This window comes from Thioclava sp. NG1, from assembly GCF_003122275.1.
In the GTDB taxonomy this organism is placed as follows: domain Bacteria; phylum Pseudomonadota; class Alphaproteobacteria; order Rhodobacterales; family Rhodobacteraceae; genus Thioclava; species Thioclava nitratireducens.
Genome location: NZ_QFBB01000006.1, coordinates 143979 through 166808, shown reverse-complemented (window position 1 = coordinate 166808; position 22830 = coordinate 143979). Strand labels below are relative to the sequence as shown.

Annotated in this window: 22 protein-coding genes; 14 read left to right on the top strand and 8 right to left on the bottom strand. The window is 64.7% G+C overall.

Features of this window, described 5'->3' with window-relative positions:
* Positions 1 to 136 precede the first annotated feature (136 nt).
* The 3 genes from topA to tldD form a co-directional block, all read right to left on the bottom strand.
* A complete protein-coding gene (topA, locus tag DEM26_RS13175; protein ID WP_109172593.1) occupies positions 137 to 2740 on the bottom strand; it encodes a type I DNA topoisomerase in 2604 nt (867 codons plus the stop codon).
* A gap of 101 nt (positions 2741 to 2841) precedes the next feature.
* A complete protein-coding gene (gene dprA / locus DEM26_RS13170) occupies positions 2842 to 3981 on the bottom strand; it encodes a DNA-processing protein DprA (RefSeq protein WP_109172592.1) in 1140 nt (379 codons plus the stop codon).
* Positions 3982 to 4179: 198 nt separating this feature from the next.
* Positions 4180 to 5604: a metalloprotease TldD gene (gene tldD, locus DEM26_RS13165; protein ID WP_075775905.1), complete on the bottom strand. Its 1425-nt coding sequence runs from the start codon at positions 5602 to 5604 to the stop codon at positions 4180 to 4182.
* 168 nt (positions 5605 to 5772) lie between these two features.
* On the opposite strand from tldD, the gene coxB reads away from it, so the two are divergent.
* The 10 genes from coxB (at position 5773) to DEM26_RS13115 (ending at position 14745) form a co-directional block, all read left to right on the top strand.
* Positions 5773 to 6651, top strand: coding sequence for a cytochrome c oxidase subunit II (coxB, locus tag DEM26_RS13160; RefSeq protein WP_088720363.1), 879 nt, complete (start codon positions 5773 to 5775; stop codon positions 6649 to 6651).
* 34 nt (positions 6652 to 6685) lie between these two features.
* Positions 6686 to 7621, top strand: coding sequence for a heme o synthase (cyoE, locus tag DEM26_RS13155; protein WP_088720362.1), 936 nt, complete (start codon positions 6686 to 6688; stop codon positions 7619 to 7621).
* Positions 7622 to 7624: 3 nt separating this feature from the next.
* Positions 7625 to 7819 carry a hypothetical protein gene (locus tag DEM26_RS13150; RefSeq protein WP_075775908.1) on the top strand — a complete coding sequence of 65 codons (195 nt, stop codon included), beginning with the start codon at positions 7625 to 7627 and terminating at the stop codon, positions 7817 to 7819.
* A complete protein-coding gene (locus DEM26_RS13145) occupies positions 7816 to 8409 on the top strand; it encodes a cytochrome c oxidase assembly protein (RefSeq protein WP_075775909.1) in 594 nt (197 codons plus the stop codon). Before DEM26_RS13150 ends, DEM26_RS13145 begins: the two co-directional genes overlap by 4 nt.
* Positions 8410 to 8426: 17 nt before the next feature.
* Positions 8427 to 9230 (top strand): cytochrome c oxidase subunit 3, encoded by an 804-nt coding sequence (locus DEM26_RS13140; RefSeq protein WP_109172591.1) that lies wholly within the window; start codon positions 8427 to 8429, stop codon positions 9228 to 9230.
* Between the two features lie 73 nt (positions 9231 to 9303).
* On the top strand, positions 9304 to 9984 hold the full coding sequence (locus DEM26_RS13135) for an SURF1 family protein (RefSeq protein ID WP_199224669.1): 681 nt from the start codon (positions 9304 to 9306) through the stop codon (positions 9982 to 9984).
* A gap of 9 nt (positions 9985 to 9993) precedes the next feature.
* Positions 9994 to 11391: a threonine synthase gene (gene thrC / locus DEM26_RS13130; RefSeq protein WP_109172589.1), complete on the top strand. Its 1398-nt coding sequence runs from the start codon at positions 9994 to 9996 to the stop codon at positions 11389 to 11391.
* Positions 11388 to 12647, top strand: coding sequence for a M16 family metallopeptidase (locus DEM26_RS13125; RefSeq protein WP_075775913.1), 1260 nt, complete (start codon positions 11388 to 11390; stop codon positions 12645 to 12647). Before thrC ends, DEM26_RS13125 begins: the two co-directional genes overlap by 4 nt.
* A complete protein-coding gene (locus DEM26_RS13120) occupies positions 12647 to 13231 on the top strand; it encodes a GNAT family N-acetyltransferase (RefSeq protein ID WP_075775914.1) in 585 nt (194 codons plus the stop codon). The genes DEM26_RS13125 and DEM26_RS13120 overlap by 1 nt, the downstream gene beginning before the upstream one ends.
* 110 nt (positions 13232 to 13341) lie before the next feature.
* Positions 13342 to 14745 carry an FAD-binding oxidoreductase gene (locus tag DEM26_RS13115; RefSeq protein ID WP_109172588.1) on the top strand — a complete coding sequence of 468 codons (1404 nt, stop codon included), beginning with the start codon at positions 13342 to 13344 and terminating at the stop codon, positions 14743 to 14745.
* A gap of 123 nt (positions 14746 to 14868) precedes the next feature.
* Here the strand turns inward: DEM26_RS13115 and DEM26_RS13110 are convergent, their stop codons facing one another.
* From DEM26_RS13110 to DEM26_RS13100, 3 genes are read right to left on the bottom strand one after another with little or no spacing between them, the layout of a single operon-like run.
* The gene (locus tag DEM26_RS13110; protein WP_088725621.1) at positions 14869 to 15291 is read right to left on the bottom strand and encodes an NUDIX hydrolase; all 423 of its coding nucleotides are present in this window, start codon (positions 15289 to 15291) and stop codon (positions 14869 to 14871) included.
* Complete coding sequence (locus tag DEM26_RS13105) at positions 15288 to 15815, bottom strand: adenine phosphoribosyltransferase (protein WP_088720355.1); 528 nt, start codon at positions 15813 to 15815, stop codon at positions 15288 to 15290. The genes DEM26_RS13110 and DEM26_RS13105 overlap by 4 nt, the downstream gene beginning before the upstream one ends.
* Before the next feature lie 7 nt (positions 15816 to 15822).
* Positions 15823 to 16695 carry an S-methyl-5'-thioadenosine phosphorylase gene (locus DEM26_RS13100; protein WP_109172587.1) on the bottom strand — a complete coding sequence of 291 codons (873 nt, stop codon included), beginning with the start codon at positions 16693 to 16695 and terminating at the stop codon, positions 15823 to 15825.
* A 143-nt stretch (positions 16696 to 16838) separates the two neighbouring features.
* Here DEM26_RS13100 and DEM26_RS13095 point away from each other — a divergent pair, with 143 nt between their 5' ends.
* Positions 16839 to 17717, top strand: coding sequence for a DMT family transporter (locus DEM26_RS13095; RefSeq protein WP_088720353.1), 879 nt, complete (start codon positions 16839 to 16841; stop codon positions 17715 to 17717).
* Here DEM26_RS13095 and DEM26_RS13090 read toward each other — a convergent pair.
* Positions 17707 to 18306, bottom strand: a complete 600-nt coding sequence (locus tag DEM26_RS13090) for a flavin reductase family protein (protein WP_088722952.1) — start codon at positions 18304 to 18306, stop codon at positions 17707 to 17709. The genes DEM26_RS13095 and DEM26_RS13090 overlap by 11 nt on opposite strands.
* A gap of 72 nt (positions 18307 to 18378) precedes the next feature.
* On the opposite strand from DEM26_RS13090, the gene DEM26_RS13085 reads away from it, so the two are divergent.
* Together DEM26_RS13085 and DEM26_RS13080 are read left to right on the top strand one after the other, a co-directional pair.
* Positions 18379 to 18861, top strand: a complete 483-nt coding sequence (locus tag DEM26_RS13085) for a GNAT family N-acetyltransferase (protein ID WP_109172586.1) — start codon at positions 18379 to 18381, stop codon at positions 18859 to 18861.
* A gap of 48 nt (positions 18862 to 18909) precedes the next feature.
* Positions 18910 to 19665, top strand: coding sequence for an EcsC family protein (locus tag DEM26_RS13080; RefSeq protein WP_075775922.1), 756 nt, complete (start codon positions 18910 to 18912; stop codon positions 19663 to 19665).
* Positions 19666 to 19823: 158 nt separating this feature from the next.
* On the opposite strand, the gene DEM26_RS13075 is transcribed toward DEM26_RS13080, so the two are convergent.
* The gene (locus DEM26_RS13075) at positions 19824 to 21419 is read right to left on the bottom strand and encodes a GMC family oxidoreductase (protein ID WP_109172585.1); all 1596 of its coding nucleotides are present in this window, start codon (positions 21417 to 21419) and stop codon (positions 19824 to 19826) included.
* Positions 21420 to 21587: 168 nt separating this feature from the next.
* Between DEM26_RS13075 and DEM26_RS13070 the strand changes: the two genes are divergently transcribed.
* Complete coding sequence (locus DEM26_RS13070) at positions 21588 to 22796, top strand: 3-deoxy-D-manno-octulosonic acid transferase (protein WP_109172660.1); 1209 nt, start codon at positions 21588 to 21590, stop codon at positions 22794 to 22796.
* The last annotated feature ends 34 nt before the right edge of the window (positions 22797 to 22830 follow it).

The following is a 22830-nucleotide window of genomic DNA, read 5'->3' as shown; positions in this document are numbered from 1 at the left end:
AGTCAATTGCTGCGATGCGGCGAGGGTGGTGTGTTGGGGTCAACTTCGCGCGCGAGCGCGCCGGGAGGGGGCTCTGCCCCCGCGCTGTCGCGCTCCCCCGGGATTTTTTCATCAAGACGAAGTGGGCGCGGGCGCCTCACTCCTCGTCGGTCTTCTTGGCCGCCGTCTTTTTCGCCGCGGGTTTCTTGGCGGTCGGTTTCTTGGCGGTCGGTTTCTTGGCCGCGGACTTCTTCGCGGTCGTTTTTTTAGGCGCGGCTTTCTTCTTCGTGCCGCCCTTCTTGGCCGCCTTCGCCTCGATCAGCGGAAGCGCGTCTTCAAGCGTGACGGCTTCCGGTTCAAGCTCTTTCGGCAGGGTCGCGTTGATCTTGCCCCATTTGACGTAGGGACCGTAGCGCCCCGGCATGACCGCGACCGGGCCGCCCTCGGGGTGTTCGCCCAACTCCTTGAGCGGTTTCGCGGCGGCACCGCGCCCGCCTTTGGCGGCTTTCTGGGCGATCACTTCCACGGCGCGGTTCATGCCGATGGTGAACACCTCGTCCACTTCCGGCAGGTTCGCGTAGATGCGGCCTTTCTTGACGTAGGGCCCGTAGCGGCCGATCCCGGCTTCGACCAACTCGCCGTCCTCGGGGTGCGGGCCGATCTCGCGCGGCAGGCTCAAGAGCAGTAGCGCCTTTTCGAGGTCGATTTCCTCGGGTTTCCAGCCCTTGGGCAGCGAAGCGCGAGGGGGTTTCGGCACATCCTCGGTCGGCTCGCCCTTCTGGACGTAAGGGCCGAAACGACCGACACGCAGCGTGATCGCCTGCTCCTCGTCATAGCCCAGCACCTTGCCGTCGAGCGCCTGAACCTCATCGTCGCCATCGGGCGCCGACAGAGGTCGGGTGAAACGACATTCGGGATAGTTGCCGCAGCCGATGAAGGCCCCGCCGGAGCGCGCGGTCTTCAGGTGCAGCTTGCCACTGCCGCAAAGCGGACAGATGCGCGGGTCCGACCCGTCGGGGCGCGGCGGATAGAGATGCGGCGCCAGAACCTCGTCGATCTTGTCGAGCACTTCCGAGATCCGCAGCTCCGACGTCTCTTCCAGAGCTGCCGAGAAATCACGCCAGAAGCGCTTGAGCACTTCCTTATAGTCGCGATCGCCTGCGGAGATATCGTCGAGCTGATCTTCCAGATCGGCTGTGAAATCGTATTCCACGTAGCGCTTGAAGTAGTTCGACAGGAAGGCCGTCACCAAGCGCCCGGTATCTTCCGGGATCAGACGATTCTTGTCCTTGCGGACATAGCCGCGATCCTGAATCGTCGTGACAATCGAGGCATAGGTGGAGGGGCGCCCGATGCCGAGCTCTTCCATCCGCTTGACCAAGGTCGCCTCAGTGTAGCGCGGCGGCGGTTGGGTGAAGTGCTGCTCGGGCGTGATGTCGCCCTTCCTGGCCTCTTCGCCCTCGTGAATCTGCGGCAGACGGTTGCTGTCTTCGCCCTCATCGTCGTCGCGGCCCTGATCGTAGACTTTCAGGAAGCCGTCGAACACAACGACGGAGCCGGTCGCGCGCAATTCCACCTGTTCGTCGCCGGAGCCGACGAGAACGGTCGTCCGCTCGAACCGGGCCGCTTCCATCTGCGACGCGATCGTGCGTTTCCAGATCAGATCATACAGCTTCCACTGATCGTCGGAGAGCTTCAGCTTGTCGGGCGATTTCGACATATCCGTGGGGCGGATACATTCGTGCGCTTCCTGCGCGTTCTTCGCCTTGTTCTTGTACATGCGCGGGCTTTTCGGGACGTAGCTGTCGCCGAACTTGTCCTTGATCGCATCGCGCGCCTGCATCACCGCCTCGGGGGCCATGTCGATGCCGTCGGTCCGCATATAGGTGATGTGCCCCGCCTCGTAGAGACGCTGCGCCGCCGACATCGTGGCGCGCGCACCGAAGCCGAACTTGCGGCTGGCTTCCTGCTGCAGCGTCGAGGTCATGAAGGGCGGGTAGGGGTTGCGGTTGGCGGGCTTCGCCTCGACCGAGGTCACGCTGAGATCGCGCGAGGTGATCGCCTGCACCGCCATCTCGGCTGCGGTCTCGTTCTCGAGGTCATATTTCTCGAGCTTCTTGCCGCCGAGAACCGACAGGCGCGCTTCGTATTCCTGACCGCGCGGCGTCGTCAGGATCACCTTCACCGTCCAGTATTCGCGCGGTTTGAAGGCTTCGATCTCCATCTCGCGCTCGACGATGAGGCGCAGGCAAACCGACTGGACACGGCCCGCCGATTTCGCGCCGGGCAGCTTGCGCCACAGAACCGGCGAGAGGTTGAAGCCCACGAGGTAATCGAGTGCGCGGCGGGCGAGATAGGCCTCCACCAGTGGGGCATCGACATCGCGCGGATGCTTCATGGCTTCTTGGATTGCGGTCTTGGTGATCGCGTTGAAGGTGACGCGGGACACGTTCTTGCCCTTGAGCTTCTTCTCCAGCGCTTCCTGCAGATGCCACGAGATGGCTTCGCCTTCGCGATCGGGGTCGGTTGCGAGGATCAGCGTGTCGTCATCTTTCAGCGCGTCGGTGATCGCCTTGATGTGCTTTTTCGAGTCGCTAGCGACTTCCCATTTCATCTCGAAATCGTGCTCGGGATCGACCGAACCGTCTTTCGGAGGCAGATCGCGGACGTGACCGAAGGAGGCGAGAACGGTGTAATCGGACCCTAGATACTTGTTGATCGTCTTGGCCTTGGCAGGGGATTCGACGACGACAACGGCCATAAGGTCCTCACTATTCAGCGCTAAAGGGTCTGGGCGCGGAACATGTGGGGGTTTGGTGGGGATTGTCAATGCACCCTGGCGCTGAGGAAATCCCGCAGGCCTTAAACCGGGCGGCTGATCAGCCCGCCGCGATGGCGCTCTATTCGGCCCTCGATCTCGAGCGCGGTGAGGGCCTGTGAAAAGGCCGCAGCCGGCACGTCGAGATCGCGGATCACCTGATCCTCGGCGGTGGGGGAGGGGCCGAGCCGTTCGAGGATCTTCGTGCCCAGATCGGCAGGTTCCGGAGCTGGCTTTCCGGACGAACGCCGGGGGCTGGGTTCGGGTGCGGTCCGGGCGACGGTCGCTCTCCGCGCATTGAGCGCGGCCAGCACGTCCTCGGGCCCGCGCACCAATGTCGCGCCGTCGCGGAGCAGCGCGTTGCAGCCGCCCGCGCGCCCGTCCATCGGGTGTCCCGGGACGGCCATTACCTCGCGCCCCTGATCGAGCGCATCGCGCGCGGTGATCAGGCTGCCGGATTTCAGGGCCGCTTCGACCACGACGACGCCGGCGCTGAGCCCCGAGATAATCCGGTTGCGCGCAGGGAAGTGGCGCGCCTGCGGCTGCGTGCCGGGCGGGGCTTCGGTCAGCCGCAGCCCGGTCTCCGCGATCTGTCGGGCAAGCGTCGTGTTCTCCTGCGGGTAGATCACGTCGATTCCACCCGCCTGCACCGCGATCGTCCCGGTGGGTAGGGCGGCCTCATGGGCGGCGGCATCGATCCCGCGCGCCAGCCCGGAGACCACGCAGATGCCCGCCTCGCCCAGCCCTTCGCTCAACCGCTTCGCCATGCGCAGCCCCAGCGAGGACGCGTTGCGCGCACCGACTAGCGCGATCCTCGGGCGGGTGAGCAGCTCCGGCTGGCCAAGCGCCCAGAGCACGGGTGGCGCATCGTCGATCTGCGCAAGCGCGGGGGGATAGTCAGGCCCTCCATGAATCAGGAGCAGCGCCCCTGCGGCCTTGCCCGCCTTGATCTCTGCGCGGGCCTGTTTCTCGGGGAAAGGGGTGTAATCGGTGACGCCCGCCGCGCGTGCGACCTCTGGCAGGGCCGCGAGCGCTGCCGTCGCGGAGCCATGTTCGCCGATCAATCTGTGGAAAGTTGTGGGCCCGACACGTCGGGAGCGAATGAGGCGAAGAGCAGATAGTTCGTCTTCTTCCGTGGTGGGTGGGGTGAAGGGGGTGGGGTAAGAAAACAAATCTGTTTCCATCCGGCCCTCCGCCTCAATCGCCCACCCTTCTTGCCGTGTTATTCTTAATAAGTTGTTACCAAAACTCGGTGTGCGCGGCGTTTGGAAGGAATTTTCTGCGTTTTGACTGCAAATTTTCGGCGTCGCCGATTTGCAGCTGCTGATCGCGCGGGCGAAGCGGTCTTCATGGACCGTCCCGCCCGTATCTGTCGGAAACGATTACGCCGCCGAGCCGCCCACCGTGAGGCCGCCGATCATCAGGGTCGGCTGGCCGACGCCGACCGGTACCCATTGCCCCGCCTTGCCGCAATTGCCGATGCCGGGGTCGAGGGCGAGGTCGTTGCCGATGGCGCGGATATGCTGCATCGCGGTCGGCCCGTCGCCGATCAGGGTCGCGCCTCTTACTGGTGCGCCTACGACACCGTTCTTCACGCGATAGGCTTCGGTGCAGTTGAAGACGAACTTGCCATTGGTGATGTCGACCTGACCGCCGCCGAAGCCGACCGCATAGATGCCGTCCTTCAGATCGGCGAGGATCTCGCCCGGATCGGCATCGCCGCCGAGCATATAAGTGTTGGTCATCCGCGGCATCGGGGCATGGGCGAAGCTCTCGCGCCGCCCGTTGCCGGTGGCCTCGACGCCCATCAGCCGCGCGTTCTGGCGGTCCTGCATGTAGCCTACGAGCACGCCGTCCTCGATCAGCACGTTCTTGCCCGAGGGCGTGCCCTCGTCGTCGATCGTGATCGAACCGCGCCGATCGGGGATCGTGCCGTCATCAAGCACGGTGACACCTTTCGCGGCGACCTGCTGGCCCATCAGCCCGGCGAAGGCCGAAGATTTCTTGCGGTTGAAGTCGCCTTCCAACCCGTGCCCGACTGCTTCGTGCAACAGCACACCCGGCCAGCCCGGGCCAAGCACCACATCCATAACGCCCGCTGGCGCTGGTTCTGCGCGCAGGTTCACCAGCGCGATGCGCAGCGCCTCACGCGCGACGGGTTGCCAATGCGCGGGTTCGATCAGGCCCGACAGTCCGAAGCGTCCGCCGCCGCCATGACCGCCGGACTCGCGCCGCCCGTTCTCTTCCACGATCACCGAGATGTTGATCCGCGCCATCGGGCGGATATCCGAGACCAACCCGCCCTCGGGCCGAAGAATGAAGACCTCCTGCAGGCTCGCCGCCATCGAGGCCGAGACCTGCACGACGCGCGGGTCGAGGTCGCGGGCGAAGGCGTCGATCTCGCGCAGTATGTCGATCTTCGCCGCGAAGGGCGTGTCGGAGACCGGATCGGTATCACTATATAGATGCAGGTTCGTGCCTTTGGGCGGGGGCGCCATCGTGCCGCCGCCGTCGCCCACGGCCAGCCGCGCAGTTTCGGTCGCCCGCTTCAGCGCGGCTTCGGAAATCTCGGTCGAATGGGCATAGCCCGCGACATCGCCCTTCACCGCCCGCAGGCCGAATCCTTCGGAGGCGTCATAAGAGGCGGTCTTGACCCGCCCGTCATCGAACACGAGCGCCTCGGACCGACGCTGTTCGAGAAACAACTCGCCATCCTCGGCCCCCGCGGTCGCCTCGCGCAGCAATTGCAGGGCGCGGTCCTTGTCGAGCTTGTCCTCGAATGGCGCGAAACGGTCGGGCTGGGTCATCGTCTCTCCTCGGATAGCGATCAAAATTGCCAAAATGTCGCAGCTTTTGCTTGCGCCATCCTCCCAATATGATTTTAAAGTGAGAACACGCAACGGTGAACGGTTTGGGAGAGCCGGACGCCGTCGGGCGGCAGGGAGAAACGCCGCCAAAAGGGAGACATGGGACTTATGCGCTTTGCAAGCAAGGGCCGCGGTATCGCGGCCGCTGTCACGTCGGCTGTTCTGTCGACGCTCGTCGCCGGGCAGGCCTCGGCTCAGGACATGATCAAGGGGCTGCCGGTAATCGGTAAGCCGCATCTGGGCGGGACGGGGTTCCAGCCTGCGTCGTCCAACCTCGCGGAAGACCAGCAATGGCTCGACCATATGCTTCTGGTCATCATCGCCGCGATCTGCGTTCTGGTCTTCGCCCTGATCATCTATTCGCTGCTGCGCTTCAACAGCCGCGCCAACCCGACGCCGCGCAGCTTCACCCATAACACGCCTCTCGAGATCACCTGGACCTTCGTGCCGATCGTGATCCTCGTGGCGATCGGGGCCTTCTCGTTGCCCGCGCTGTGGAACCAGCAGGAAATTCCCGAGGGCGACATCACCGTGAAGGTCACCGGTTACCAGTGGTACTGGGGCTACGAATACCCTGATGAGGGCATTTCGTTCGATTCGCTTCTGCTCGCGAAGGAAGACCTCGAAGAGCATGGCTATGCACCTGACGAATACCTGCTGGCAGCTGACAACGCGATGGTGGTGCCGAAAGGCAAGACGATCGTCGTGCAAGTCACTGGCGCGGACGTGATTCACAGCTGGACCGTGCCGGCCTTCGCGGTGAAGCAGGACGCCGTGCCGGGCCGGATCGCGCAATTGTGGTTTAAGGCCGATCAAGAAGGTGTGTATTTCGGCCAGTGTTCGGAGCTTTGCGGCACCAACCACGCTTACATGCCCATTGTGGTCAAAGTTGTCTCACCGGAAGTTTACGCTAACTGGCTCGAGCGTGCGAAGAATGACTTCGCCTCGGTCGAGACGGATGGGGCGGTTCGGGTCGCACAGAACTGAATACATCGTGCGATAACACCCGAGGAACGCTTTCATGAGTGACATCAGCTATATTCGCCAACAGGACAACGAGGCGCGGTTCGGCGACTACATCGCGCTTCTGAAGCCGCGCGTGATGTCGCTGGTGGTCTTCACCGCTTTCGTTGGTCTCGTGGTGGCGCCGAATCCGGTGCATCCCTTCGTGGGCTTCGTCGCGATCCTGTTCATCGCGCTGGGCGGTGGCGCCTCGGGCGCACTGAATATGTGGTATGACGCGGATATCGACCGGATCATGCGCCGCACTCGCGGTCGTCCCATCCCGGCGGGCCGCATCTCTGAGCGCGAGGCGCTGGGCTTCGGGCTGGCGCTCTCGGGCATCTCCTGCGTGATGCTGGCGCTGGCCACGAATATCTTCTCGGGCCTGTTCCTTGCTTTCACCATCTTCTTCTATGTCGTCGTCTACACGATGTGGTTGAAGCGCGCGACGCCGCAGAACATCGTGATCGGCGGCGCTGCGGGCGCCTTCCCTCCGATGATCGGCTGGGCCGTGTCGACGGGTGGCATCTCGATCGAATCCGTGGCGATGTTCCTGCTGGTCTTCCTCTGGACGCCGCCGCATTTCTGGTCGCTCGCGCTGTTCATGAAGTCCGATTACGACGAGGCGAAAGTGCCGATGCTGACCTCGACCCACGGTCGGGTGGTGACGCGCAAGAACATCCTGTTCTACGCCTTCATTCTCGCCCCCATCGCTGTCGGCACCGGTTTCACCTCGATCGGCGGCCCGGTCTATTTCGCGACGGCGCTGATCATGAATGCGCTCTTCATCAAGGGCGCGATCGAGATTCACGCCCGCACCGAGGCGCAGGCGGAGGCCGACAAATACGCGGTCGAAAAGCGCTTCTTCTATTTCTCGCTCATCTACCTCTTCGCGCATTTCGCGGCTTTGCTGGCCGAAGCGGGGCTGAGCTATATCGGTTTGGGAGCTTGGTAAGCGATGGCAATCACCCGGGACAGTGACCTCCATATCCGCCGGTTCACCCGCAATGTGGGGCTTGGAGCGGTTCTTCTCGGGTTCGTCGCGATCGTCTTCGGCCTGACCGTGGTCAAGGTCGAGAACGGCTCGAAGATGGAAGCCTACGACCACCAGCCGCGTGCCTCGGTGCTGCCGGCGGAGGGCGCCTCGAAATGACCCAGCGCCCCACAGATCGGTCGAATACGCGCGTGCTGCTCTCGCTGCTCGCGGTGATCGTCGTGATGGGGGCAGGGGCTTGGGCTGCGGTGCCGTTCTACAACTGGTTCTGCAAGACCACCGGATATGGCGGCACGACCAACACTGCCGAGGTGCTGCCCGACAAGGTTCTCGACCGCGAGATTCTCGTGCGTTTCGACGCCAACGTGGCACCGGGCATGCCGTGGAAATTCAAGCCGGTCCAGACCGAGATGAAGCTGAAGATCGGCCAGAACGGGCTGGCCTTCTACGAGGCCTACAACCCGACCGATCACGTCATCGCGGGCACGGCGAGCTACAACGTCTCGCCCGATGTGGCCGGCTACTATTTCGACAAGATCCAGTGTTTCTGCTTCACCGAACAGGTGCTGCAACCCGGGGAGAGGGTGCAGATGCCGGTGAGCTTCTTCGTCGATCCCGGCATCGTCGATGATGCGGATGCGAAGCGGATTCACGCGATCACGTTGAGCTACACTTTCTATCAAACCGACCTTCCCGAGCCGGAAGACACCGCCTCGGTCCGTCAAAGGGAGACGGAGACGGTCAACTAGCCATCGGAGGGAGACGCATGGCCCACGCAAAGAACCACGACTACCACATCCTACCGCCCTCGATCTGGCCCTTCCTCGGTGCCGTTGGTGGCTTCATCATGCTCTTCGGGGCGGTGCTCTGGATGCAGAGCATCACCCATTACGTCTTCTTCGGCGGCCTGCTCGTGGTGCTTTATACCATGTATGGCTGGTGGTCGGACGTAGTCCACGAAGGCGAGACCGGCGATCACACGCCCGTCGTCCGGATCGGCCTGCGCTATGGCTTCATCCTGTTCATCATGTCCGAAGTGATGTTCTTCGCGGCCTGGTTCTGGAGCTTCTTCAAGCACGCCATGTACCCGATGGGCCCGATGAGCCCGCTCAAGGATGGCGTCTGGCCGCCCGAGGGCATCGTTACCTTCGATCCGTGGCACCTGCCGCTGATCAACACCGTAATCCTGCTGCTTTCGGGCGTGACGCTAACCTGGGCCCACCACGCTCTGGTCCATGAGAACGACCGCAGCCAGGTCAAGCAGGGGCTGATCCTCACGGTGATCCTCGGCGCGTCCTTCACGGTGCTGCAGGCCTACGAATACAGCCACGCGGCCTTCGGTTTGACGGGCAATATCTACGGCGCCAACTTCTTCATGGCGACGGGCTTCCACGGGGCGCACGTGATCATCGGGACGATCTTCCTGCTGGTCTGCCTGCTGCGTATCATGCGCGGCCAGATGACCCAGAACGAGCATGTCGGCTTCGAGGCCGCCGCCTGGTACTGGCACTTCGTCGATGTTGTCTGGCTCTTCCTGTTCGCGTCGATCTATATCTGGGGCAGCGCGTAAGCGCCCCCGGCCATCACACGCAAAATGCGCAGATCGGCGCGGGGGGCGACCCTCGCGCCGCTTTCTTGGAGGCTTGATGAAACGCTATATCTTTCCGCTGCTGCTGGGCGTCGTCGGCTGCGCGATCCTGATCTCGCTCGGCATCTGGCAGGTGCAGCGCCTTGGCTGGAAAGAGGCGATGCTGGCCGAGATTTCCGCCAAGATCGAAGGCCAGCCGCAGGCGCTGCCGCCTGAAGGCACCGACACCAAGCCGCTGAAATACGAACCCGTTACGGTAAGCGGGCGCACGACGGGCCAGGAGATCCTCGTGCTTTCGGGCCAGAAGGGAGTTGGCGCGGGCTATCGGGTCGTTGACGCCTTCCAAACCGATAAGGGCCGCAAGATCCTGCTCGATCGCGGCTTCATCCCTGAGGGCGAGAAAGGCACCGACCGCCCCGCAACGGATCTGACCGTCACCGGAAACCTGCACTGGCCCGAAGAAGCCGACAGCTACACGCCCAAGCCCGACGCGAAGTCCGGCATCTGGTTCGCCCGCGACGTGCCTGCGATGGCCGCGAAGCTCGGCACCGAGCCGATCCTGATCGTTGCCCGCACCGTCCAAGGCGCGGCGCAGGGCATAACGCCGGTCCCCGTCACGATCACCGGCATCCCCAACGATCACCTCGGCTACGCGATCACCTGGTTTTTGCTCGCAATCGTCTGGGCCGGGATGACAATCTTTCTTCTCTGGCGTATCAGGCGGCAACAGGCCTGAGGATTGACGATGCGTTATGTTTCCACTCGGGGCAAAGCCCCGGTTCTGAATTTCGGCGATGCGATGCTGACGGGGCTTGCCCGTGACGGCGGGCTCTACGTGCCCGAGACCGTGCCGCAGTTTTCCGCCGACGAGATCGCCGCGCTCGCAGGGCAGCCCTACGAGGAAATCGCCTTCCGCGTGATGAAGTCCTTCGTCTCCGAGACCTTCTCGGATGAGGAACTGCGCGGCGCCATTTCCCGCGCCTATTCCGGCTTCGGCCACGTCGCCCGCGCGCCGATGGTGCAGCTGGCGCCGAACCACTTCCTGCTGGAGCTGTTCCACGGCCCAACGCTCGCTTTCAAGGATTTCGCGATGCAGGTGATCGGACAGCTGTTCCAGGTCGAACTGCAAAAGCGCAATCAGAAGATCACCATCGTCGGCGCCACCTCGGGCGATACCGGCTCGGCCGCGATCGAGGCGTTCCGCGGGCTCGACAATGTCGATGTGTTCATCCTCTTCCCGCATGGCCGGGTGTCCGAGGTCCAGCGCCGCCAGATGACGACGCCCGTCGAGGGCAACGTCCACGCGCTCGCGCTCGATGGCGATTTCGACGATTGTCAGGCGAAGCTGAAGGACATGTTCAACGATTTCGACTTCCGTGACGAGGTCGGTCTGGCGGGCGTGAACTCGATCAACTTCGCCCGCGTGCTGGCTCAGATCGTGTATTTCTTCTCCTCCGCCGTGGCGCTTGGCGCGCCGCATCGCAAGGTCTCCTTCACCGTGCCCACCGGCAATTTCGGTGATATCTTCGCGGGCTTCCTCGCAAAGGAAATGGGTTTGCCGGTCGAGCGTCTGGTGATCGCGACGAACCAAAACGACATCCTGCATCGCTGCCTCGAGAAGGGCGATTACACCAAGCAGGGCGTCACGCCCTCGATCTCGCCGTCGATGGATATCGAGGTGAGTTCGAACTTCGAGCGCGCACTGTTCTGGGCCTACGGCAAGGACGGGGCCGCGATCGAGAAGCTGATGGACGAGCTGAAAACCGAAGGCTCCTTCACCGTCTCCGAAAACGCCATCGGTGCGCTGCGCGATATCTACGACAGCGGTTCGGTCGGCGAGGCGCGCACGATGGAAGAGATCGGCGATACGCTCAAGGAAACCGGCGAATTGCTTTGCCCGCATTCGGCGGTCGGCGTGAACGTGGGCAAAGCTGCCGTCGCACGTGACCCGGCCACGCCGATGATCACGCTCGCGACCGCGCATCCCGCGAAGTTCCCCGATGCCGTGGAAGAGGCGACGGGCATCCGCCCCGATCTGCCGCCGCGCATGGCCGACCTGTTCACCCGCGAGGAGCGTGTGACCCGGGTGCCGAACGACCTCGCCGACCTTGAAGCGCTGATCCGGGAGCGTCGCCGCACATGATCGAAATGACCACCCTGAAGAACGGCTTGCGTATCATCACCGAGACGATGCCGGGCCTTGCCTCCGCCGCGATCGGCGTCTGGATCACTGCCGGTGGCCGCCACGAACGCCCCGAGCAGAACGGCATCGCACATTTCCTCGAACATATGGCGTTCAAGGGCACCAAGACCCGCTCGGCGCTGCAGATCGCGGAAGCGATCGAGGATGTGGGCGGCTATATCAACGCCTATACTTCGCGCGAGATGACCGCCTATTACGCCCGCGTGCTGGCCGAAGACGTGCCGCTCGCACTCGACGTTATTTCGGACATCCTGCTGAACCCGGTCTTCGATCAGCGTGAGATCGAGGTGGAGCGCGGCGTGATCCTGCAAGAGATCGGCCAATCGCTCGACACGCCCGACGACGTGATTTTCGACTGGCTGCAAGAGGCAGCTTACCCTGATCAGCCGATGGGCCGCACCATCCTCGGCCCGGCGGAGAAGGTCCGCAGCTTCGCGCGCGACGATCTGTCCGGCTTCGTGTCCGAGCATTACGGCCCGGATCAGATGATCCTCTCGGCGGCCGGTAATGTCGATCACGCGGAGATCGTGAAACGCGCCGAGGATATCTTCGGTGACCTGCGCCCCGCGCTGAACCCCGCGCCTTATCCGGCGAAATGGGTTGGCAACGAGCGGCGCGAGATCAAACAGCTCGAACAGGCGCATTTCGCGCTTGGCATCGAAGCGCCCAGCTATCGCGACGCCGATCTATATACCGCGCAAGTCTATTCGGTCGCGATGGGGGGAGGCATGTCCTCGCGCCTGTTCCAGAAGATCCGCGAAGAACGGGGCCTGTGCTACACGATCTTCTCGCAGGCCGGCGCCTACGAGGACACCGGCATGTTCACCGTCTACGCGGGCACGTCGGGCGACGAGATTCGCGGTCTGGCCGAGCTGACCATCGACGAGTTGAAACGCGCGGCCGAAGACATGACCGAGGTCGAGATCGCCCGCGCCCGCGCCCAGATCAAGGCGGGGCTGCTGATGGGGCTGGAAAGCGCTTCGGCGCGCGCAGAACGCATGGCGCGCAGCCTCTATATCTGGGGCCGGGTGCCCGGGATCGACGAGGCCTCGGCCCGGATCGACAGCGTCACCCGTGACGCGGTGCGCGATTTCGGGGAACGGCTCGCGATCGGTGGTCGCACCGCGATGGCGCTTTACGGTCCGGTCAAGGATGCTCCCGAACTGGGCGCATTGCGGGAAAGGCTCGCCGCCTGATGTTCGCGCGCCGTCGTCAGCTGCGGATCGATACGGATCGGATGATCCTTCGTCCGCCGCAGCATGGGGATTATCGCCCGTGGGCCAGCCTGCGTGAGGACAGCCGCGCCTTCCTGACCCCGTGGGAGCCGAGCTGGTCCTCCGACCATCTCGGGCGCAAGGCCTTCTCCAACCGGGTCTACTGGGCCGCGCGCGCGATCGCGAATGGCACCGCGGTCCCCGTCTTCCTTTTCTCGCGCCGCGACGAGACGTTCCTCGGAGCAATTACGCTCGACAATATCCGGCGCGGACCGGCGCAGGCGGGCACGCTGGGCTATTGGATCGGCCAGCGTCACGCGCGTCAGGGTTACATGCGCGAGGCGATCGAGGCCGTCGTGCATTACGCCTTTACCAAGCTCGACCTCAGCCGGATCGAGGCGGCCTGCCTGCCCGAGAATGCGGCCTCGCGCGGGGTTCTGGAGAAATCCGGTTTCAAATACGAGGGCGTCGCGCAAAGCTACCTGCAGATCAACGGGCGCTGGCGCAATCACGTCCTCTATTCCAACCTGCGCTCGGATCGCCGGGGACGGACGGATGTCCGATAGGGGCGCCTGCGTTCGCGCGACATGTTGCGGGGCGAACGGCAGAGGGGGCGCTGCCCCCGCTGGCGCAGCCAGCCCCCCGGGATACTTAAGCCAAGCCGAAGGAGTCAGAGATGCGTACCGCCGCTGATGAAAGTTTCGTCGAGACGCTGCGGGAGGCGGTGCCGCGCCTGAGCCTCGGCGCGCCGGGGGCGTCCTATCTCGAAGAACCGCGCGGGCGCTATCACGGTATCGGCGGGGTGCTGGTGAAGCCGACGTCGACCGAAGAGGTCGCTGCGGTGCTGAGGCACTGCCACGCGGCGGGCGTCGCTGTGATGCCCTATGGCGGCGGCACCGGGCTGGTTGGCGGCCAGATCACCGAGGACGGCCCCGCGCCGGTGATCCTGAGCCTCGAGAAAATGAACGCGGTTCGCGCGGTCAGCGGCCATGTGCTGGAGATCGAGGCAGGCGCGACTCTGCTTGAGGCGCAGCAGGCGGCGGAAGGTGTGGAGCGGCTGTTCCCGCTGACCATCGCGAGCCAGGGCTCCGCCCGGATCGGCGGTGTGCTGGCGACCAATGCGGGCGGGGTGAACGTACTGCGCTATGGCAACGCGCGCGAGCTGTGTCTGGGCGTCGAGGCGGTGCTGGCCGATGGCACGGTGATCTCCGGCCTCAAGCATCTGCGCAAGGACAATACCGGCTACGATCTGAAGGACCTGCTGATCGGGTCCGAGGGCACGCTCGGGATCATCACGGCCGCGACGCTGCGGCTCTTCCCGCGCCCGGCGGCGGTCGGCACGGCGATGATGGTTGTCGAGAGCCCCGCCGCAGCGCTGGAACTTCTGGAACTGGCCGAGGCCAGGATGCCGGGCTGTGTCTCGGCCTTCGAGTTGATCTCGGGGCAGGGGCTGCGTTTCCTCGACGAGGTCGGACCGGAGGTACATCAACCTTTCGAGGTGCGCCCCGACTGGTCGGTGCTGATCGAGATCGGTCTGCCCGAGGGGCTCACCCCGGAAGAGGCGCTTGCGGAGCTGTTCGAGGCCGCCGAGGGGCTGGTCAGCGACGGGGTGATCGCAAGCTCCGAGAGCCAGCGCGCCCAGATGTGGTCGCTGCGCGAGAGCCTGCCGGAAGCGAACAAGCGGATCGGGTCGATATCGAGCCACGACATCTCGCTGCCGCTGCCGAAGCTGGCCGCTTTCATCGAAGAGGCGCGTGGCGCTCTTCTCGACCTCGGCAATATCCGGATCAACTGCTTCGGCCATGTCGGCGACGGCAATCTGCATTTCAACGCCTTCCCCGCCGAGGGGCGCGACCGCAAGGAATACGAGAACCTGCGCCGTGCGATCCCCGAGACGGTCTACGATCTGGTCGACCGTTTCGGCGGCTCGATCTCGGCCGAACATGGGATCGGGCGGCTCAAGGTGGGCGATCTGGAGCGCTACGGCGATCCGGGCAAGCTGGCCGCGATGCGCGCGATCAAGGCGGCGCTTGATCCCAAGGGCATCCTGAACCCCGGCGCGGTGCTGGCGGAGCGCTGAAGGCCAAGAGAAACGCGCCCCGCCAGGAGAGCAGGCGGAGCGCGGCGTTCTGGTTCACGTGTCATTGCAAGCAGCCGAACCATCTGGCCCGGTCAGGTTAGGTCGATTTGCGTAAGAAAGACGTTAACGCGGCCCCAGCGCGGCGGCCTGCCGCGCGATCCGTGCTACATCGCGGCTTAGGGGAAGGTCGTTCTCCATCCGGTCGACATCGACCCAGCGCGCATCCAGAGCGTCATCGGCGGCGACCGGCTCTCCGGCCTGCCACTGACATTCGACCGCGATCAGCACGAAGTGATGCTCCAGCGCGCCCGCATCGTCATGGGCAAGCACATCGAGCGCGTTGAAGGCATGGGTGGCCCGCGCCTGCACGCCGGTTTCCTCCAGCAATTCGCGCTCTGCCGCCGCGAGAAGCGTTTCGCCAAGCTCGACCTTGCCGCCGGGAAAGCCCCATAGCCCGGCATCGGGCGGGTTGGCCCGTTGCACCAGCAGGGCCTGTCCGTCGCGGATCACGACGGCGAGAATGGCGGGGACCGGACGGGGGCTCACGCCCCCTCGAATTCGCAGAGCACGCTCACATTCATGCCGCGGTCTTCGAGCAGTTTGCGCCCGCCCAGTTCCGGCAGGTCGACGATGAAGGAGAGGCCCACGATCTCGCCGCCCACGCGTTCGATCAGCTGGATGCCCGCCTGCGCGGTGCCGCCGGTGGCCAGAAGGTCGTCGACGACCAGAACCTTCTCGCCGGGCTTGATCGCATCCTCATGCATCTCCATCACCGCCTCGCCATATTCCAGCTGGTAAGCCTGCGAAATCGTCTGGCCGGGCAACTTGCCCTTCTTGCGGATCGGCACGAAGCCTTTCGACAGCTGATGCGCGATCGCGCCGCCGATGATGAAGCCGCGCGCCTCCAGCCCCACGACCTTGTCGATCTGCTGGCCCGCCCACGGGTGAAGCATCTGGTCGATCGCCATGCGGAAGCCGCGCGGATCGGCGAAAAGCGTGGTCACATCGCGGAACATGATCCCTTCATGCGGGAAGTCGGCGATGGTGCGGATATAGTCTTTGACGTTCATGGGATCCTCAGAGCTCGAGCACGCGGCCCGCGATGGTCTTCAGTTTGCGCGCCATCTCGGGGGCGCGCTTGTCGGGGGCGGTCATGATTGCGCTGTCGAGGGCGCGGGTGCAGCCGGTGGCGCAATCGCCCGCGGTGCCTTTCAGCAGACCCGGCAGGGCCGCGACCAGAGCGCGCGCCTTATCGGCATTCTTCATCGCGACGGCAACGACCTGCGCCACGTCCACGGCATCGTGATCGGGGTGCCAGCAGTCGTAATCGGTGATCATCGCGACGCAGGCGTAATGCAGTTCCGCCTCGCGGGCGAGCTTGGCCTCGGGCATGCCGGTCATGCCGATCACATCAGCGCCCCATTGGCGGTAGAGCTCGCTCTCGGCTTTGGTGGAGAATTGCGGGCCTTCCATCGCGACATAGGTGCCCCCCTCGTGGACGGTGACGCCGGTCTTGCGCGCGGCCTCGGCGCAGGCGGTCGAAAGCTCCGCACAGACGGGATGAGCCACCGAGACATGACCGATCATGCCGGGACCGAAGAAGGTCTTTTCGCGGGCGAAGGTGCGGTCGATATACTGGTCCACAATCAGGAAATCGCCCGGCGCATAGGCCTCTTTCAGCGAGCCTACGGCGGAGACGGCGACGAGATCGGTCACGCCCAGCTGTTTCATCGCGGCGATATTGGCGCGGTAGGGGACGGTGGTCGGCGTCTCGACATGGCCGCGCCCGTGGCGGGGCAGGAAAGCCATCTTCACGCCATCGAGGCTGCCGGTCAGTACCTGATCGGAGGGCGCGCCGAAAGGTGTCTCGACGGTGACCCACTCGGCCCCTTCCAGCCCGTTGATCTGATAGACGCCCGAGCCGCCGATCACCCCGATCATCCTGTACATTCCGCGCATCCTCCGCCTGTCTTTTCCGCGTCGCAGCGAGCCTAAGGCCCGGGCGCGCGGGAGGAAAGAGGGATTGCAGCTACTTGCCGCGCGGTCTATCGCCGATGGGCGAGGGAAATGGGAGCCCTCACGGGAGAGGATCTATGGAAAATATCCGCGGCTCGGTGCTGATGGTTGTCGCGATGGCGGCCTTCGCGATGGAAGACATGTTCGTCAAATCCGCCTCGAGCCATCTCGCGGTGGGCGTGGTGCTGATGCTGTTCGGCATTGGCGGCATGGCAGTCTTCGCAACCCTCATCATGGCGCGAGGGCAGCGGCTGCTGCACCCGGCGCTCGCCTCGAAGCCGCTGCTGATCAAGCTCGCGCTCGAAGTGATCGGGCGTCTCGGCTATACGCTGGGGATCGCGCTGACGCCGCTGTCGAACGCCTCCGCCATCCTGCAGGCGACACCGCTCGTCGTCGTCGCGGGCGCGGCGGTGGTGTTTTCCGAGCGTGTCGGCATCCGGCGCTGGGTCGCGGTGGGGATCGGGTTCATCGGCGTGCTGATCGTGCTGCGCCCCGGCCTCGACGGTTTCGTTCCGGCTGCCCTTTGGACCGTTCTGGGGATGCTGGGCTTCGCGGGCCGCGATCTGGCGACGCGCGCCTGCCCGCCGGTGCTGTCGAATTTCCAGCTCAGTTTCTACGGTTTCATGATGCTGATCCCGACCGGCGTACTGATCCTTCTGATCTTCGGCGGCGTCACGACGCCCGATCTTGTTTCGCTGCGCGATGTGGCCGGCGCGGTGGCCTTCGGCAGCCTCGCCTATTGGTCGCTGACGAAAGCGATGCGTATGGGCGAGGTTTCGGTCATCACGCCCTTCCGCTACACCCGCCTGATCTTCGCGCTGATCCTCGGGGCGGTCGTGTTCGGCGAGCGGCCTGACACCGCCATGATCTTCGGCGCGGCGCTGATCGTGGCGAGCGGCCTCTACACGTTGGTCGAAGGCCGCCGCAGCCGGATCCGCGCGCGGGTCAGAGCATAGGCCGCAGCATCTCGAAGGTTTCCGACACGGCCGCGTAATCGCCGCGGTTGCCGAGCCGCACGAGACGGTCGGGCGGCGAATAGAGCCCGTCCTTGAGGCAATCATCCGCGATGTGAATGCCAGTGACCTCGCCATGGACGAGGTAATTGCCCTCGCCCAAAAGCTTGATGACCTGCACGACGCGACATTCGAGCGAGGCGGGTGCCGCCGCCACGCGCGGGCAGTCGATGGTCTCGCATTCGGCTTTCTCGATCCCGCATTCGGCGAATTCGTCGGTACCCGCGGGATAGTTGGCGCAGGAGGCGTTCATCTGGTCCTTCAGCGCATAGGTCACGAGATTGGCGCAGAACACCCCCGCCTCGCGCAGTTGCGAGACGCTGTCCTTCGTGCCGTCGCGATCGGGCTTCACCCCGGTCGAGGCGAAGATCACCTGCGGCGGCGTATAGGCGACCGCGTTGAAGAAGGAATAGGGCGCGAGATTGTCGCCCATCTCGCTGCGCGTCGAAATCCAGCCGATCGGGCGTGGGGCGACGATGGAGTTGAATGGGTTATGCGCGAGAGGGTGGCCATCCGAGGTACGATAGAACATGCTTTCTCCTGTTTGATCCCGAACTTAGCGCATGCTACCGCGCAGGAAAGGGGCAGCCTGAAAGGGGCGGCGATGCACGAGCTCGCGCAAGAGACGGCAGAGGACTGGTGGGAGGTCGAGGCGCTTTACGACCTCTGCTTCGCGCCGGGCCGCACGGCGCTGTCCTCCTATCGCCTTCGCGACGGCGTCGATCCGGTCCGGGAGCTTTGCCTCACGCTGCGTCAGGACGGCATCCTTGCCGCCGTAATCCGCTACTGGCCGGTGCGGGTCGGCGGCAAGCGCGTCCTGCTGCTCGGGCCGATCGCGGTCCACCCGACGCGGCAGGGCGAAGGCCTGGGCGGAATTCTGATGCACGAAAGCCTCTCGCGCGCCGCCGATCTCGGCTGGGAGCGTGTGCTGCTGGTGGGCGACGCGCCCTATTACCAGCGCTTTGGCTTTTCAAAGCTCGACGATGTCGAGATGCCGCCGCCCACCAATCCTGACCGCGTTCTGGGACTCGAACTGGTGCCCGGTGCATGGGAGGGCGTGCACGGTCAGGTCGAGAAAGACGACTGATTGCCGAAGCGCTCCCGCCGCCCCATATCTGGAAAAGGCAAGGAGGCGATGATGGCAGATATTCTTCCCCCCGTAAGCGACCCTGCGATTCTGGGCCAGCTCGACACCCTCGCGAAACGCCACCGCGCAGCGGGCGGCGTGGTGATGCAGCTGATCGGCTATGTCGGAGGTTCCGCCGAAGGGCTTCTGAGCAAATTGCCGGGGCCCGTGCGCAACGGTCTGGATGGGGCGACCGAGCGCGCGCTTTCGGGCGCGATGACAGCCGCCGAGCGCTCGCGCGGAATCGTCGCGGACCGGCCCGACTGGATGAACCGCACGCTGACCACCGCAATGGGGGCCGCAGGCGGCGTCGGCGGTCTGGGCAGTTCGCTCGCCGAGTTGCCCTTCACGGTCACGATGCTACTGCGCGCCATACAGGGCATCGCCGCCGAACACGGCTTTGACCCGGCCTCCGAGGAAGTGCGGCTCGAATGTCTGCGGGTCTTCGCATCTGCCGGGCCGCTCGAGGATGATGACGGGATGGATCTGAGCTTCCTCGCCGCGCGCGCGACGATCACCGGGTCGAGCATGAAGTCGCTGATCGCAAAGGTCGCGCCTCGCCTGTCGATCGTGCTGGGTCAGAAACTCGCCGCCCAGGCCGCCCCGCTTCTGGGCGCAGTCGCGGGCGCTGCGGTGAACTACGCCTTCACCAGCTATTATCAGGAAATCGCCCGCGTCCATTTCGGGCTGAAGCGCCTTGCCCGGGACACCGGCACCGATGAGGGCGTTCTGCGCGAGGAGCTTGTCGCCCGCATCGCCAAGTGATCGCGGCGCCGCGCCCCTGTTTTCCGTCGAATGCCTCCGGCGGGGATATTTAGACCAAGAGGAAGGTAGCTTCGCTTCCTCTTGTCGAAAATATCCCGGGGGGCTCCGAAGGAGCGGTGGCAGCGCCCCCCTACGTACCACTAGGCGAGAGCAGCTTCTCAGCCCTTCGCGTCCTCCAGGATCATCTGCGCCGCCTTTTCGGCGATCATCATCGTCGGTGCGTTGGTGTTGCCCGAGGTGATCGTCGGCATCACCGAGGCATCCGCGATGCGCAGCCCTTTCAGCGCTTTCAGCCGTAGCCGCGGATCGACCACGGCACCGTCATCAGGCCCCATCCGGCAAGTGCCGACGGGATGGAAGATCGTGGTGCCGATATCGCCCGCGGCTTTCACCAGCTCAGCTTCGGTCTGATAGTCCGGGCCGGGCTTATATTCCTCGGGCTTGTATTTCGCGAAGGCCGGTTGCGAGGCGACACGGCGGACCTGCCGGATCGCTTCGGCGGCGACGCGGCGGTCGCCCTCGGTCGAGAGGTAATTCGGCGCGATTTCGGGATGGGCGCGGAAATCGGGCGAGGTGATATGCACATGGCCGCGGCTCTCGGGGCGCAGGTTGCACACGCTCGCCGTCATGCCGGGGAAAGCGTGGACCGCGTCGCCGAACTTGTCGAGGCTGACCGGCTGGACGTGATACTCCAGATCGGGCGTCTCCTTCTCGGGGAAGCTGCGGGTGAAGATGCCCACCTGCGACGGCGACATCGACATCGGCCCCGAGCGGAACAGCGCATATTCCATCCCGATCTTCGCCTTGCCCCAGAGGGTCGAGGCCATGGTGTTGAGACTCTTGACTCCCGAGACCTTGTAGATCACGCGCAGTTGCAGGTGGTCCTGCAGGTTCTCGCCCACACCGTTCACTTCGGCCACCGGGGTGATGCCGTGCTGGGACAGCACGTCGCCGCGCCCGATTCCCGAGAGCTCGAGGATCTGGACCGAGCCGATCGAGCCCGCCGAGAGCACCGTCTCGCCCGCCTTCACATCGTGGCTCTGTCCGTTCTGGTTGTAGCGGATGCCGATTACGCGCCCCTCTTCGATCAGGAGCTTCTCGACCTGCGCATTGGTTTCGATCCGCAGGTTCTGGCGTCGCATCGCGGGTTTCAGGAAGGCTTTCACCGCGCTCCAGCGCCAGCCGGATTTCTGAGTGACGTGGAAATAGCCGCCGCCCTCATTGGTGCCGGTGTTGAAATCGTCGGTGCGTGGGAACCCGGCCTCTTCGGCGGCCTCGAGAAAAGTATCGAGCATCTCCCAGCGCACGCGGGCTTCTTCGACCCGCAATTCGCCGCCAGCGCCATGCAGGTCGCTCTCGCCGCGATAGAAATCTTCCTGCTTCTTGAACAGCGGCAGCACGTCGTCCCAGCCCCAGCCGGGATTGCCCGCCTGCGCCCACATGTCGTAATCGCGGGCCTGGCCGCGCATGTAGATCATGCCGTTGATCGAGGAGCAGCCGCCGAGGATGCGCCCGCGTGGATAGAGCAGTTCGCGCCCGTTCAGTCCGGCTTCGGCTTTCGACTTGAAACCCCAGTCGGTGCGCGGGTTGCCGATGCAATAGAGATAACCGACGGGGATGTGGACCCAGTGGTAGTTGTCACGCCCGCCGGCTTCCAGCAGCAGCACCTTGTGCTTGGGGTTCTCCGACAGCCGGTTGGCCAGAACGCAGCCTGCGCTGCCGCCCCCGACCACGATGTAATCGTATTGCTCCATAAGCCCCTCCCGAACTGCGCCTCCGGGCAGGACTTTCGCAAGCTGCCGTCCGGGAAACAAGGCCATGGACCGTTCATTCGCGCAAAGTCGCTTTGCGAAAACGCAAGGAGGGGCTTGCCTGTGAGGGGGGTGATCCGTTCTATGGCGCAAATCTCGCCGGAGCCTTTCATGGTCCTTTACCGCCTTCTCGTCAGTATCGCGAGCCTGCCTGTTCTGGCGGCGTTGCTCTGGCGCGTTCTGCGCGGACGCGAAAGCCGGGTCGCTTTGTTGGAGCGGTTGGGCGGTGGGGAGGCCGCGCCGGGACGATTGTGGCTGCACGCGGCCTCGAATGGTGAGCTGACCTCCGCCAAGCCTTTGATCGAAGCGCTGCTGGCCGCCGATCCTGCGTTGCAGCTGTTGGTAACGGTGAACACGGTGACGGCGCGCGCGCTGGGGCAGGGCTGGAACGATGCCCGCATCGCGATCCGTATGGCGCCGCTCGACCATCGTGCGGTGCTGCAGCGGTTCCTGTCGCGCCAAGCCCCCCGCGCGCTGGTCGTGATCGAGAACGAGCTGTGGCCGAACCGCATGGCGCTGCTCGCGCAGGCGAAACGGCCGCTCTTCGTTATCGGTGCGCGGATGTCGGCCCGCTCGGCGGCGCGCTGGGCGAAGATTGGCATCGCGCAGCCGATGATGTCGCAGATCACCGCGCTCTCGGCGCAGGATGCAGGGTCCGAGGCGCGGTTCCTCGACCTTGGCCTGCCGCAAGAGCGGCTGATGCCCCCCGCCAACCTCAAGACCTCGATAACCGTCGCACCGGGCGTGCCGCTCGACTGGCCGCGCAGCGACACGGTGTTGGCCGCGTCGACCCATGAGGGGGAAGACGCGACGATCCTCGCCGCCTTTGCGAAGGCGCGCGCGCATCGACCGGGCCTGCGCCTGATCCTCGCTCCGCGCCATCCCCGCCGTGCGCCCCAGATCGCAGCTCTGATCGCCAAGGCCGGGCTGCGTCATACCACCCGCTCGAAGGACGGGCCCCCGACCGCGGAGGTCTATCTGGCCGATACGCTGGGCGAAATGGGCCGCTGGTATGCGAGCGCGGGCCTGTGCTTCGTGGGCGGCTCGCTTGTCGAAAAGGGCGGTCATACCCCCTATGAACCGGCGAGCTTCGACTGCGCTTTGCTGCATGGTCCGGATGTCGCGAATTTCGCCGCAGCCTATGCCGCACTCGACGCGGCAGGCGGCGCGCGGCTTTGCGCGACCGAGTCGGATCTCGCCGCTGCGTTCGTCACGCTCGACGCCGACGAACAGGCGGAAATGGCGCGCGCCGCGCGAGCGGCGCTTGGGCCGCCAGCCGATGTCGAAAGCATCGCAACCGCGCTCATCGCGCGTCTATGACCTGCGCCAATATGCTTGCATCGCGGGTTAAATA